Below are 13570 nucleotides of genomic sequence, written 5' to 3'. Positions count from 1 at the left end.
CCCATCCCTTTGGCTGGAACTCTGCATGAGACGTCCCTCAAAAAAACGCCGGCTGGTACTCTGCGGCCTCGGCCTGCTCAGCCTGAGCGCCTTGCTTGCCTGGAAAACCTTCAGTTCCAGCGCTGATCCGCTCAGCACTGTCAGCGTGACGCGCAACGACATCGAAAGCAGTGTTACAGCCTTGGGCACCTTGCAACCTCGGCGCTATGTTGACGTCGGTGCACAGGCTTCCGGCCAGATCCGCAAATTACATGTAGAGGTGGGCGACCAGGTCAAAGCTGGCCAGCTTCTGGTCGAAATCGATCCTTCTACCCAGCAGGCCAGGCTCGATGCCGGGCGCTTCTCGATCGACAACCTCAAGGCGCAACTTGCAGAACAGCAAGCCCAGTACCTGCTCGCCGAGCAACAGTACAAGCGCCAACGCAATCTCGCTGCCGGTGGCGCCACCCGCGAAGAAGATGTGCAAAGTGCTCAGGCTCAGCTCAAGGTGACCCAAGCGCGTATCGACATGTACCGCGCGCAGATCCGCCAGGCCCAGGCCAGCCTGCGCAGTGACGAGGCCGAGCTGGGCTACACACGAATCTATGCACCGATGTCCGGCACCGTTGTCGCTGTCGATGCCCGCGAGGGTCAAACCCTCAACGCCCAGCAGCAGACCCCGCTGATACTGCGTATTGCCAAATTGTCGCCAATGACTGTTTGGGCCGAAGTCTCTGAAGCCGATATCGGCCATGTCAAAGCCGGCATGTCTGCCTATTTCACCACCCTCGCTGGCGGCAAGCGTCGCTGGACCAGCACCGTACGCCAGATTTTACCCGTGCCGCCCAAACCCCTGGACCAGTCCAATCAAGGCGGCGGCAGCCCGGCCAGCGCCAGCGGTGGTAGCGCCGGCGGTAAAGTGGTGCTTTACACCGTGCTGCTGGATGTCGAGAACCCCGACAACGCACTGATGGCGGAAATGACCACCCAGGTATTTTTTGTTGCCGGTCGTGCCAGCAAAGTGCTGACCGTACCGGTGGCAGCCCTCGACGAAGACGCCAACAATGAGAACCTGCAGATTGCCCAGGTGCTGGATGCCAGCGGCAAGGTCGAACAACGCCAGGTTCGCACGGGCCTGAGCGACCGTCTGCGCGTGCAGGTGCTTGAGGGCTTGAGCGAAGGTGAGCGGCTATTGATCGGCGCACCTGCTGCCAGCGGAGGTTGAATGAGCACCCCGTTGATCGAACTGCGCGACATCCGTAAATCCTACGGAGGCGTCGATACGCCCAAGGTCGAGGTGGTACGCGGCATCAGCCTGGCCATCCATCCTGGAGAGTTCGTCGCCATTGTCGGCGCCTCCGGCTCCGGCAAGTCAACGCTGATGAACATTCTCGGTTGTCTTGATCGGCCGACCTCAGGTCAGTACCTGTTCGCCGGCAAGGACGTTGCCGAACTGGACAGCGATGAACTGGCGTGGCTTCGCCGCGAAGCATTCGGTTTCGTCTTCCAGGGCTACCACCTGATTGCCTCGGGCTCGGCGCAAGAGAATGTCGAAATGCCGGCCATCTACGCCGGCACCCCCGCCGATGAGCGTCACGCTCGCGCAGCAGCCTTGCTCGAACGCCTGGGCCTGGCCAGCCGTACCGGCAACCGTCCACATCAGCTCTCAGGCGGTCAGCAGCAACGGGTTTCTATTGCGCGGGCACTGATGAACGGCGGCCACATCATTCTTGCCGACGAACCTACCGGCGCCCTCGACAGCCAGAGCGGTGCCGAGGTCATGGCGTTACTGGATGAACTGGCGAGCCAAGGCCATGTGGTTATCCTCATTACCCACGATCGAGAAGTGGCGGCACGGGCCAAGCGGGTCATCGAGATCCGTGATGGCTTGATCCTCAGCGACTCGGCCAGTGAAAACGCCAGTGCCCAGGAACAGCACACAGGCTTGCAGGCCGAAGACCTGCGCCAACGCCTGGATCAAGGTGCAACTTACAGCGGTGCCTGGAAAGGCGAGCTGCTCGAGTCACTGCAAGCCGCCTGGCGGGTCATGTGGATCAATCGCTTCCGTACCGCGCTGACCTTGCTCGGCATCGTTATCGGTGTAGCCTCGGTTGTAGTCATGCTCGCCGTTGGCGAAGGAAGCAAGCGTCAGGTCATGGCGCAAATGGCCGCATTTGGTTCCAACATTCTCTACCTCAGTGGCAGCGCACCGACCCTGCGCGAACCTGCCGGCATCGTTACCCTCGACGATGTCGCTGCAGTTGGCAGCCTGCCCCAGGTCAAGATGATCATGCCAGTGATCGGCAACACCCTGATGGTGCGTTACGGCAACAATAACCAACAGTTTTATGTGGGTGGCAACAACACCTACTTCTGCGAGATATTCAACTGGCCGGTGGTCGAGGGCAGCTTTTTTACCGAGGCCGATGAACGCGCCGCTGCCGCTGTCGCCGTTATCGGCCAGAAGGTCAAAGAGAAGCTGTTCGGTACGCAGATCAACCCGATCGGCCAGTACATCCTGGTGGAGAACGTACCGTTCCAGGTCGTGGGCATCCTCAAAGGCAAAGGCGCCAGTTCCGGTGATCAGGACAGCGACGAACGTATCGTGGTGCCCTACTCCGCGGCGGCCATTCGCCTGTTCGGCAGCCGTAATCCGGAATACGTCACGATTGCTGCCAGCGACTCCCAACGCGTTGCGCAAACCGAAGCGGCAATCAACAAACTGATGCGCAAGCTGCACAACGGCAAGCACGACTACGAACTGAGCAACGACGCAGCACTGATCCAGGCTGAAGCGCGAACCCAGAACACCCTGTCGCTGATGCTCGGCTCGATTGCCGCGATTTCGCTGCTGGTTGGCGGTATTGGTGTAATGAACATCATGTTGATGACCGTGCGCGAACGCACGCGTGAGATCGGTATCCGCATGGCCACGGGCGCCAGGCAGCGTGACATTCTGCGTCAGTTCCTCAGCGAGGCCGTACTGCTGTCGATGGTCGGCGGCATTACCGGCATTGCCCTTGCCTTGATGATTGGAGGCGTGTTGCTGCTTGGCGACATTGCCGTGGCCTTTTCCCTGGCGGCCGTACTCGGCGCCTTTGCCTGCGCAGTGTTCACCGGTGTGGTGTTCGGCTTTATGCCGGCGCGCAAGGCCGCCCGTCTCGACCCAGTCAAAGCCCTTACCAGCGAATAATCAATGAACCTGCCCAGCCGCCTCAGTGTGTTGTCCATCAGCTTGCTTATTACTGCCTGCAGCTACAACCGCACACCGCCGCAAAGCGGCCTGGAGGCACCCAAACAATGGCAAGGCTCCAGCAGCAATCTGCTGCAGTCACTGCCGCAACAGGATTGGTGGCAGCAATTCGCCAGCGCCCCGCTCAACCAACTGATTGAACAAGCGCGGCACAACAGCTTCGATCTTGCCGCCGCAGTGGCCAGGGTTCGTCAAGCCCAGGCCTCCGCGGTTATCGCGGGCGCACCGCTGCTGCCGGAGGTCAAGTTTGGCCTGGATGGCCGTCGCCAGCACCAGATGCGCGGCACGGATTTCAACCAGGCCGACGGTAATAACAGTGAACGTACCAGCACCACCTTCAGCACTCGCCTGAGTGCCAGTTACGAAGTCGACTTCTGGGGTGGCAAAGTCGCCGCACGCGACAGCGCCCTGCTCGATCTGGATGCCAGCCAATACGACCGTGAGACGGTTGAACTGACCCTGCTCAGCGGCGTTGCAGAAAGTTACCTGCAGAGCTTGGCACTGACCGAACAAGTGCGTATTGCCCAGCTCAACCTGGCCAACGCCCGGGACGTGCTGCGCCTGGTGCAGACCCGCTACGACTCGGGTTCGGCGACGGCTCTGGAACTGGCCCAGCAACGCAGCCTGGTGGCCGGTCAAGCGCGTCAGGTACCGTTGTTCGAGCAGCAACTGCAAGAAGCGCGCATCACCCTGGCCACGCTGCTTGGCGAGCCTGTGCAAGAGTTGTCACCGATCCAGGAGTCATTGCACGCCGTGCGCTGGCCCGAAATTGGGAGCGGCGTTCCCAGCCAACTGTTGGCACGCCGGCCCGATATCGCCGCAGCCGAAGCGCGCCTGGCCGCAGCCCAGGCCAATGTCCAGGTGGCACGCGCAGCCATGCTGCCCAGCCTTACCCTGGGTGCCGACCTAGGCTCGGGAGCCGAAACCTTTTCGCAGATTCTACGCAGCCCCTACTACGCCCTGACCGCGGGCGTGGCTGCGCCGATCTTCAACAATGGTCGCCTGCGCGCCGAGCGGGAAAAGGCCAGCGCCAGGCAGGAGGAGTTGTTGCAGGACTATCGCAGCAGCATCGTTGCAGGCTTTGCCGACGTCGAGAAGGCGCTCAATGGCATTAGCGGGGTAGACGAGCAGCGCCAGTGGCAGGATCAGGAAGTCGAACAGGCTCGCACCGCCTTCACGCTTTCAGAAAGCCGCTATCAGGCCGGCGCCGAAACCTTGCTGACCGTTCTGGAAACGCAGCGCACGCTCTACCAGGCGCAGGACCAACAAGTGCAATTGCGCCTGGCACGATTGCAGGGCAGCGTAGCGCTGTACAAAGCACTGGGAGGCGGTTGGCAAGTCAGTCGCTGACAGGCTTTCGCGGGGCAAGCCCTCTGCCCCGCAATGGCTTCAGGAAACGATCCCGCGCAGTGACAGATGGCGGGCATACCACGGCCGCTGCGGCACACGCCGGACCCAATTACCAATGTTGTCTTCATCGCCAAAGGTGATGCGCAAGGCAAGCTTCATGGTTTCCACATCCATCTCCACCGACTTGCCCGGGAACGCACCTGGCACAGTGCTGCAGCCATGGGTCACGGGCCCAAGCCACGGGTCTTCCACCTCGACCCAACGCCCTGGGGCAAACCATTGCACACCATTGACCTCAAGCCTCTGCACCTGGCCTGGGTTGTGCCGTTCATGGGCGCGGTACCAGTCGTCGATACGATCATCGATCCAGCCATGGAAGCCCCAGAACACCGGGCTCACATGGGACGAAAACGGATCGCCGAGAAAGTCGTTCTGCGCGCCGAACCAACGTGAACCGAAATCGGAAGGATCACGCGCAAACGGTACCGGCGCACCATTGACTGGATCACGGGGCACTGAGGCCCAGCACATGTGCAACCAGTCATGCAGGTTCATCTCCAGCTCAGAACCAAACGCACCGAGCGTCAGCTTCGACAGGTAGTGCGGATCCTGGTACTGGGATTCCCAGACTTGAAAATTGCTGCAGTAGGTTTCCCCCGCTTTGATCGCAGACACCCATTGCCCATACGCCTCATCGTCCGGCGCAAGCCAGGTGGGCGGTACGCAATTTCCGTCATGGTTGTCAAAGTAACGAGCGAAACCTTGGCGGTCTTGCTCGACCGCAGGCCTTGGCCTGGGAAAATGTGGCCAGGATGGCAGGTCCTGCAGAGTGCGCGCGGTACCGAGCATATGCCGGTGCATGAACAGAAAATCGATACCCGAGCCATTGCGATGCTTACGCGGCCCGCGGGCATCGCGCTCATGGTCGCGCGGCCCGGGCTGCCATCCCAGCCCGCGCAAGGCCCCCTGTTTTCGTTCAGAAAGGTTGTGCCACTTGTCACGCGTTGCATGCCAGAGCTGGTGAAACAAGCGATGCTCGGCACTGATCACCCAAGCCTGGAGTTCCGGGGTATAGGGTAGACGCTCGCGGGCCTCGGGGAATTGCCGTTTGACCGCGACGAAATGGCTGTCCAGCAGCGGCAACGCCAGGGAACACTGCAGCGGCTGAAGGCGACCACTCAAGCTGGCGCTGCCGGCATTGGCGAAGTTGCCCCACACTTCATCCAGACTGGCGACACACTCGTAGCCTGGGCCGCCCTGATTGCTCAACAAGCGCCAACGAATCTGCGCACTGGAGGCGCCAACAAGATCGCCCAGCACTCGGTAAGCCACGGGACCCGGCCCTTCCAGGCGGCTCTTTTCATCGACGAAGCCGCGCAAACCCCGTCCTTTGGTGGCAACGTCCAGATAAAGTTGCAGGCCTTGTTCGGGTAAGCCTGCAATCGCGCCCTGGCTGCCGGACAGGCGCAAGTCCCACACACCACGCAACTGATCTGCCAGTTGCTGGCCGGCAAGGTCGGCCAATTCGACACTGGCCTCACCTGGGGTAACGATATCGTCCTCAGGATCGTGGGTCAGTTCCTTGTGCGCATAGTAGGCTGCGGGCACCGCTGCACCTGCTACTGCCAGCCCCGCCATGAAACCTCGCCGCGATATCGTCATTGTCCTACCCGTTTGCGCCATAAAGCAGGCGGTATCCAAGCTAGAACGTATCGAGCCGAAGGAAATTTAAGCGCCGGGGTGACAGCTAATCCATACACGCGAGCATGGGTTTCCAAGGTAAATTCTTTCTAGACGAGGACATCGACCAGCAGATTCTCAAGTTCGGGAGCAGGCCCATACCTACCGGTTGTGCACAGCTGGGTAGGTGCGGGCTTGACCCGCGATCAACTACAGACTCGCCACCGCCGCGCCCAGCGCACGCTCGAATCGAGCGGCCACTTCGTCAACCTGTTCAGCGGTGATCACCAAAGGCGGCAAGAAGCGCACAACAGCACCCTGGCGACCACCCAACTCAAGAATCAAGCCACGCTTGAGGCATTCGCGCTGAACCAGGGGAGCCAATTGCGCACATGCTGCGGGATGCCCTTGAGCATCCTTCGCACCTGCCGGATCGACCAATTCGACACCCAGCATCAGGCCGCGACCCCGGATGTCCCCCAACTGTGCAAAGCGTTCCTGCAGGCGCAGCAAATGCCCACTCAGGCGCTCCCCCATCGCCTGGGCGTGAGCGCACAGGTCATGCTCTTTGATGTACTTCATCACAGCCGAACCTGCGGCCATGGCCATCTGGTTGCCGCGGAAGGTACCGGCATGCGCGCCTGGCTGCCAGGTATCAAGCCACTGGCGGTAGACCACTACGGCCAGCGGCAGACTGCCGCCGATAGCCTTGGACATCACCACGACGTCAGGAATGATTCCGGCGTGCTCGAAGGCAAACATTTTCCCGGTGCGGGCAAAGCCGCTCTGGATTTCATCGACAATCAATGCCACGCCCGCTTTCTCGGTAATGCGTCGCACCCCGCGCAGCCATTGCAGATCAGCGGGAATGACCCCGCCTTCGCCTTGCACAGCCTCAACTATCACCGCCGCCGGCAGTTGCACACCGCCTTCCGGATCGTTGAGCAGGTTTTCCAGGTAATGCAGGTTGACCTTGACCCCCGCCTCGCCACCCAGGCCGAACGGGCAGCGGTAGTCGTAAGGATAAGGCAAAAATTGCACGCCATTGCTCAACAGTGCCGCCAAGGGTTTTTTCGGCCCCAGGCTGCCCATCAGGCTCAACGCACCCTGGGACATACCGTGATATCCGCCCTGAAACGACAGCACCGTGGTGCGCCCGGTGGCAGTGCGCACCAGTTTCAGCGCCGCTTCCACTGCATCGGTACCGGTCGGTCCGCAGAATTGAATCTTTGCCTCATCACGCAAGGCTGCTGGCAACAGGCCGAACAGATCCTGGACAAACTGATCCTTGACCGGTGTGGTGAGGTCGAGGGTATGCAGGGGCAGTTCATCGGCCAGCACTTGCTGAATGGCCTCGATCACCACCGGATGATTGTGCCCAAGGGCCAAGGTCCCGGCGCCGGCCAGACAATCGATGAACTGCCGGCCTTCAACGTCTTCAACATACAGGCCGCGGGCTTTTTTCAACGCCAGGGGGATGCGTCGCGGGTAGCTGCGGGCATTGGATTCCTGCTGATTTTGGCGGGTCAGCAAGGGCGACTCTTGGAAGTGATAAAGCGTTTCGACCGCGGCCATGTCTGAAGACACCGGCAACGGCTGGGCAAGGCTGATAGCGACTGACATCGGGGAAACCCTCGCAAGCAAGCGGATGTACCCGTCACGCGCCTGCTCGCAGAGGTGTGTCGGGGTGTTTTCGCTTGGAAAACGCTTCAGGTGCGAGTGGATTTAGGCCAAAAAAATACTTTTATCACGGGGCTGTGTGATCGCTTCAGCGATGAAGCGTCAATCAGCCCTGCCTCCGGTGGGTTACACAGCGCGCGTAGGGATATTCAACTGCACCCGTAGGCCGTCGCTGCGATTGTCGAAGTGCAGCGAGCCAGCGCACCGCTGGACAATGGCCTGGACAATGGCCAGGCCCAGACCACAACCGCCGCTTTGTCCATTGCGCCAGAAACGCTCGGTGAGCCGCTCCAGATCCTGTTCGGCAATACCCGCGCCGTGGTCGCGCACCTGGAAGGCCACCTGTCCTTTTTCCATCTGCACCGCCAGCTCCACAGGCTCGGGACCACGGGTATGGCGCAACGCATTGTCGAGCAAGTTGCGCAAGGCCGTCACGGCCAAGGGTGAAGGCATATCCAGGTATGCCCGGGCAGCCTCGGGGGCCAATTGCAGGGCAATGCGCTGCGAATCACCCAAGCCGGTGTCCTGGATGGCTTGGCGTGCCACCTGCTCGGCACTGCACTGCACGCCGTCTTCGAAAGACAGACTGCCTTCGACCCGGGCCAGCAAGAGCAACTGCTCCAAGGTCCGGTGCAAGCGATCGGCACCCTGCTCTGCGTGTTCCAGAGCTTGCTCGCGCGTGGCGCCGTCGGTCATCCGCGCTACCTGCAGGTGGGTCTTGATAGCGGTCAACGGGGTGCGCAGCTCATGGGCGGCATCGTCGGTCAGGCGCCGTTCGCGTTCGATGGTCTGGGCAATGCGCAGGAACAACTGGTTCTGGGTGTCCAGTAGCGGCTGCAGTTCACTGGGCAAGGCACGCACTTGCAAAGGCTCCAGCGCATCGGGCCGGCGGCGGCGCAAGGCATCGCGCATACGGTTGAGCGGCGCCAGCCCCTTGCCGATGCCGATCCATAGCAACCCCAGACTGCCGAGCAATGCCACCAATACTGGTGCCGATGCTGCCAGCAGGATCGAGCGGTTCAAAGCCTCGCGCTCCTGATGACGGTCAGCCGTTGTTATACGCACATCACCACGGTAATAGGTAAAGGTGCGCCACCGCGCACCTTCGATAGTCTGGTCACGAAAGCCACTGCGGTCGTCGTTGAGGGCGTGTTCCTGACCGTGGTTGCGGGCAATGATCTCACCGCGCAGCGAACTGACCTGGCAGGCCATGCCATCCGGGACGCTGAGCTGATCGGCACTCAGTTGCGTGCCTTCGCCCTTGGCAACCAGTGGTTGTGGCAACTGATCGATCAGGCCGGCAACCATGCGTGCCGAAGCCACCAGACGCTGGTCCAGGGAGAACATCATTTGATAACGCAGGTCGCGCAGCATCCAGGCTGCCGCCAGCGCCCAGATCAGCACAAAAGCGGTGCCCAGTATCAGCGTCAGGCGTACGCGCAAACTCATCGCTGCACGTCCTCAGGCAACTGCGCCGGCCCCAGGCGATAGCCCAGCCCGCGCACGGTTTCGACGATACCGTTGCCCAACTTGCGCCGCAGGTGATGGATATGCACGTTCAGGGCATTACTTTCCACCTCGTCACCGAAGCCATAGACGCTGTCTTTCAACTGCTCGCTGGACAGTACCCGGCCGCGGTTATGCAAAAGCGCCTGCAACAGTGCCTGCTCACGGCGCGACAGGTCGACCGGTATGCCGCCAAGGCAGGTTTCACGACTGCTGGGGTCGTAACTGAGCGGGCCGTGCTCGATGGTATTCACCGCCCGACCTGCGCTCCGGCGCAGCAAGGTATGCAAGCGTGCGGCCAGCTCACGCAGGTCAAAGGGTTTGAGCAAGTAGTCATCGGCACCCGCCTGCAAGCCGTCGACCCGGTCGGTGACTGCATCGCGCGCGGTGAGCACCAGTACCGGCAGACTCTCACCTTGCTGGCGCAGGCGTTGCAGCAACTTGAGCCCATCTTCATCGGGCAGTCCCAGGTCCAGCACCATGACATCGAAAGTCGCCGCCTGAAGCATGGCTTGCGCCGCAGCCGCCGTGGCCACCCTGTCCACAGTCATGCCCTGAGCGGTCAGGCCCGCGGCGATGCCGCTGGCAATCAGGTCGTCATCCTCGCAGAGCAATACGTGCATGATGGGTCTCAATACTAAAAGTGACAGTGAAGCGCAGGCGGATTAACTCAGGATTATGCCGCGCCGGCGCCGGATCGTCGCGGCCGGGGCGACAATTGACGCTCATGGGTTAACACTCGGTTAATCGCGCTCGGCCAGGATCGAACACTTATTGCACTGCCAAGGCTTCGACATGCGTAGATTATTGATTGCCCTGATGCTTCTGTTCAGCGCTCTGGCTCAGGCCAATCCCTTTACCCAAAGCGACTTCCTGCCAGTAGAAAAGGCATTTGTATTCAGCAGTGAGCGGCTGGATTCGGGCCAGATGCGCCTGCACTGGAAAATAACCGATGGCTATTACCTGTATCAGAAGCGCCTGAAGTTCGACGGTCTGCCGGCTGAACAGCATCCGGCCCTGCCGCAAGCCTTGCCTTATCATGATGAGTACTTCGGGGATACCCAGGTATACCGAGGTGAGCTTGAGTTGATACTGCCGGCAGACGCCAGTGGCCAACTGCGCATGGGCTGGCAAGGTTGCGCTGATGCCGGTCTGTGCTATCCGCCGCAGACCAATCTGGTCAGTCTGAGCGACATCCCTGTGGATGAGCAAGCCAGCGACCAGGCCTTGGCGGGTAACCTGCAGCAATCGACCCTGGCCTGGAGCCTGCTGGCCTTCTTCGGCCTGGGCCTGCTGCTGGCGTTCACACCTTGTTCACTTCCGATGCTGCCGATTCTCGCCGGACTGGTCCTGGGTAACGGCGTCAGTGCGCGGCGCGGCTGGTTGTTGGCCTGTGTCTATGTCCTGAGCATGGCCCTGGTGTACGCCGCACTCGGTGTAGTCGCCGCGTTGCTGGGTGGAAGCCTGCAAGCCTGGCTGCAACAACCCTGGCTACTCGGCACCTTGGCGGGCCTGTTCATCTTGCTCGCCTTGCCGATGTTCGGTGCCTTCGAACTGCAGTTGCCCGCGTGGCTGCGCGACCGCCTGGAACGTGCAGGGCACGGCACGCGTGGCGGCAATGTCTACGGGGCAGCCCTGCTCGGCGCCCTTTCTGGCCTGCTCATGGGCCCGTGCATGACCGCGCCCCTGGCCGGGGCCTTGCTGTACATTGCCCAAAGCGGCAACGCTGTTCAGGGTGCATTGGTGCTGTTCACGCTGGGCATTGGCATGGGCTTGCCGCTGTTGCTCCTGGTTACCCTGGGCAATCGCTACCTGCCGCGCCCGGGCCCGTGGATGAATCTGGTCAAAGGCCTGTTCGGTTTCGTGTTCCTGGCGATGGCGCTGTATACCCTGCGCACGGTGCTCGAACCTTCCCTGTGGCTGGGCCTGGGCGGGGCCTGGCTGATCGCTCTGGCCTGGGCCGCATGGCCTGCATTGCATGGGCTGCGGCCAATGCGCGCCCTGCCAGTGCTGCTGGGTTTGTGGGGCAGTCTGCTGGTGATCGGCGCAGCCGCGGGCGGCAGTGATCCCTGGCAGCCCCTGCAACCCTTCCGAGCGGGCGCCGGCACCGTTGCCAGTGCGGTCCACGCGGATGCCTTCATCACCGTCACTCAACCGGCCGACCTGCAACGCGAACTCGATAGCGCCAAAGCCCAAGGCCAGTGGGTGATGCTCGACTACTATGCCGATTGGTGTGTGTCGTGCAAAGTCATGGAAAAACAAGTGTTCGGTCGCGCCGATGTGCTAGGCGCGTTGGACGGCATACGCTTGCTGCGTCTGGATGTGACCGCCGATGCCGCGTCCAGCCGCCAATTGCTGCAACGCTACCAGGTGCCCGGCCCACCGACCATTATCTGGATCGGACCGGAAGGTAACGAGCGCCGCAGCCGCCGTATCACCGGCGAAATCGACGCGAAAAACTTTCTCGAACAGTGGGCCCAGACCCGGAGTCAAGGCTGATGCTGACCGTTAATCTCGGGCCGTTGACCATGGCCGTCGACCATTTGCTGCTTATCTGTGCCTTGACCCTGGCCACCGTGGTTGGCTGGCGGGTAGCCAAGCGCGGCGGTGACAACCCGGAGTCGGTGCTGTTCAGCCTGTTCCTGCTCGGCCTGCTGGGGGCTCGCCTGGGTTTTGTACTGAGCTACTGGTCGATGTACCGCGAAGATCCCCTGCAGATCATCGACCTGCGTGATGGCGGCTTCCTGCTTTGGCCGGGTCTGCTGGTGGTTATCATGGGTGCCCTGTGGCAAGGCTGGCGCCGCAACGCGCTACGCCGGCCGTTGGGCTGGGGTTTGTTCAGCGGCGCCTTGTTCTGGCTGCTTGGCAGCCTGGCCAGCCACCTCTACGAACAAGGCACGCAGTTGCCCGAAGTCAGCCTGAAGAAAGCCAACGGCGAAGCGGTGCAACTCACCACCTACAGTGGCCGGCCGCTGGTTATCAACCTCTGGGCTACCTGGTGCCCACCGTGTCGACGAGAAATGCCGGTACTGCAACAAGCGCAACATGAACACCCGGACATTACCTTCCTGTTCGTCAACCAGGGAGAAACTCCACAGACCGTCAGCACCTTTCTCGCCACCACCGGGCTCAACCTGTCACATGTGCTGTTTGATGGCGGTGGCCAACTGGCGCAGAAAGTCGGCTCCATGGCGCTTCCTACCACACTGTTCTACAACGCCGACGGCCGTTTGGTCGGCAGCCATTTGGGCGAACTGTCGCGCGCCAGCCTCAGTCACGCACTGGAATCCTTCGAGCGCGCTCCTGCGCCCGCCGCCTCCAACTCCTCAAGGAACGACGCATGCACTCATTGTTGAAACTGCCTGTTACCCTCACTTTCGGCCTGCTGGCCAGCCAGGTCATCGCGGCCGAACCGCTGCCCAAGGCTGTGCAGCAAATTGAAGCCAAGGGTGTAAAAGTCAAAGGCAGCTTCGATGCTCCCAACGGCCTGCGCGGATACGCCGCCGAATATCAGAACCGCGGCATGGCGTTGTACCTGACGCCCGACGGCAAGCATGTACTGGTCGGCAGTCTGTTCAATGAACAAGGCCAGGACCTGAGTGAAGCACCGCTGCAAAAGCTGGTGTATGCGCCGATGGCCAAGGAGGCCTGGGCGAAAATGGAAAAGACCGCCTGGATCGCCGACGGCAAGGCTGATGCGCCACGCATTGTCTACCTGTTCAGCGACCCCAATTGCCCGTACTGCAACATGTTCTGGCAGCAGGCCCGGCCATGGGTGGAGTCGGGTAAAGTACAGTTGCGTCACATCATGGTCGGTATCATTCGCGAAGACAGCCCAGGCAAATCTGCAGCGCTGATGGCCAGCAATGATCCGGTGCAGGCCCTGCACAAGCATGAGAGCGCCGGCAAGGCCAGCACCCTCAAGGCACTCGATAAGATTCCCGCCGCGGTGCAAGCCAAACTCGACGCCAACCTGGCGTTGATGGAGGAATTGGGCTTGTCGGCAACGCCGGCAATTTTCTATCTGGATGAGCAACAGCAAATGCAGTCGCAGCAAGGCGCGCCACGGCCAGAGATGCTGGGGAAAATTCTGGGCAAACGCTGAGGGTTTCAGCGAGCGCT

Annotated in this window: 10 protein-coding genes; 6 read left to right on the top strand and 4 right to left on the bottom strand. The window is 61.3% G+C overall.

The window, feature by feature from the left end; all coding sequences use genetic code 11:
- Positions 1–25 precede the first annotated feature (25 nt).
- The 3 genes from H8F21_RS26765 to H8F21_RS26755 are packed head-to-tail and all read left to right on the top strand — an operon-like array spanning position 26 to position 4582.
- The gene (locus H8F21_RS26765) at positions 26–1204 is read left to right on the top strand and encodes an efflux RND transporter periplasmic adaptor subunit (protein ID WP_203585675.1); all 1179 of its coding nucleotides are present in this window, start codon (positions 26–28) and stop codon (positions 1202–1204) included.
- Positions 1205–3172, top strand: coding sequence for a MacB family efflux pump subunit (locus tag H8F21_RS26760; RefSeq protein ID WP_203585674.1), 1968 nt, complete (start codon positions 1205–1207; stop codon positions 3170–3172). It abuts the gene before it with no gap.
- A gap of 3 nt (positions 3173–3175) precedes the next feature.
- Positions 3176–4582 carry an efflux transporter outer membrane subunit gene (locus tag H8F21_RS26755; protein ID WP_203544027.1) on the top strand — a complete coding sequence of 469 codons (1407 nt, stop codon included), beginning with the start codon at positions 3176–3178 and terminating at the stop codon, positions 4580–4582.
- 39 nt (positions 4583–4621) lie between these two features.
- Here H8F21_RS26755 and pvdP read toward each other — a convergent pair whose 3' ends face one another.
- From pvdP to H8F21_RS26735, 4 genes are all read right to left on the bottom strand, one after another.
- Positions 4622–6244 carry a pyoverdine maturation tyrosinase PvdP gene (gene pvdP, locus H8F21_RS26750; RefSeq protein ID WP_203585673.1) on the bottom strand — a complete coding sequence of 541 codons (1623 nt, stop codon included), beginning with the start codon at positions 6242–6244 and terminating at the stop codon, positions 4622–4624.
- A 228-nt stretch (positions 6245–6472) separates the two neighbouring features.
- Positions 6473–7885, bottom strand: a complete 1413-nt coding sequence (locus H8F21_RS26745) for an aspartate aminotransferase family protein (protein WP_203585672.1) — start codon at positions 7883–7885, stop codon at positions 6473–6475.
- 183 nt (positions 7886–8068) lie between these two features.
- The gene (locus H8F21_RS26740) at positions 8069–9391 is read right to left on the bottom strand and encodes an ATP-binding protein (protein WP_203585671.1); all 1323 of its coding nucleotides are present in this window, start codon (positions 9389–9391) and stop codon (positions 8069–8071) included.
- Complete coding sequence (locus H8F21_RS26735; RefSeq protein ID WP_203544025.1) at positions 9388–10071, bottom strand: response regulator; 684 nt, start codon at positions 10069–10071, stop codon at positions 9388–9390. The genes H8F21_RS26740 and H8F21_RS26735 overlap by 4 nt, the downstream gene beginning before the upstream one ends.
- A 172-nt stretch (positions 10072–10243) precedes the next feature.
- On the opposite strand from H8F21_RS26735, the gene dsbD reads away from it, so the two are divergent.
- The 3 genes from dsbD to dsbG are packed head-to-tail and all read left to right on the top strand — an operon-like array spanning position 10244 to position 13553.
- Complete coding sequence (gene dsbD, locus H8F21_RS26730) at positions 10244–11947, top strand: protein-disulfide reductase DsbD (RefSeq protein ID WP_203585670.1); 1704 nt, start codon at positions 10244–10246, stop codon at positions 11945–11947.
- Entirely contained in the window at positions 11947–12804 is an 858-nt protein-coding gene (locus tag H8F21_RS26725; protein WP_203481735.1) for a TlpA disulfide reductase family protein, read from the top strand. Before dsbD ends, H8F21_RS26725 begins: the two co-directional genes overlap by 1 nt.
- Positions 12789–13553, top strand: coding sequence for a thiol:disulfide interchange protein DsbG (dsbG, locus tag H8F21_RS26720; protein ID WP_203481733.1), 765 nt, complete (start codon positions 12789–12791; stop codon positions 13551–13553). The genes H8F21_RS26725 and dsbG overlap by 16 nt, the downstream gene beginning before the upstream one ends.
- Positions 13554–13570 lie beyond the last annotated feature (17 nt).

Source organism: Pseudomonas arcuscaelestis, assembly GCF_016881005.1.
Taxonomy (GTDB): Bacteria; Pseudomonadota; Gammaproteobacteria; order Pseudomonadales; family Pseudomonadaceae; genus Aquipseudomonas; species Aquipseudomonas arcuscaelestis.
Note: the sequence above shows the minus strand (reverse complement) of the source record. Positions and strands in the feature narration are given on the sequence as shown.

Coding starts and splice junctions, on each gene's coding strand:
- pvdP (WP_203585673.1), bottom strand. CDS start 6,244: ATGACGATATCGCGGCGAGGTTTCATGGCGGGGCTGGCAGTAGCAGGT.
- H8F21_RS26725 (WP_203481735.1), top strand. CDS start 11,947: ATGCTGACCGTTAATCTCGGGCCGTTGACCATGGCCGTCGACCATTTG.
- H8F21_RS26755 (WP_203544027.1), top strand. CDS start 3,176: ATGAACCTGCCCAGCCGCCTCAGTGTGTTGTCCATCAGCTTGCTTATT.
- H8F21_RS26745 (WP_203585672.1), bottom strand. CDS start 7,885: ATGTCAGTCGCTATCAGCCTTGCCCAGCCGTTGCCGGTGTCTTCAGAC.
- H8F21_RS26765 (WP_203585675.1), top strand. CDS start 26: ATGAGACGTCCCTCAAAAAAACGCCGGCTGGTACTCTGCGGCCTCGGC.
- H8F21_RS26760 (WP_203585674.1), top strand. CDS start 1,205: ATGAGCACCCCGTTGATCGAACTGCGCGACATCCGTAAATCCTACGGA.
- H8F21_RS26735 (WP_203544025.1), bottom strand. CDS start 10,071: ATGCACGTATTGCTCTGCGAGGATGACGACCTGATTGCCAGCGGCATC.
- dsbG (WP_203481733.1), top strand. CDS start 12,789: ATGCACTCATTGTTGAAACTGCCTGTTACCCTCACTTTCGGCCTGCTG.
- dsbD (WP_203585670.1), top strand. CDS start 10,244: ATGCGTAGATTATTGATTGCCCTGATGCTTCTGTTCAGCGCTCTGGCT.
- H8F21_RS26740 (WP_203585671.1), bottom strand. CDS start 9,391: ATGAGTTTGCGCGTACGCCTGACGCTGATACTGGGCACCGCTTTTGTG.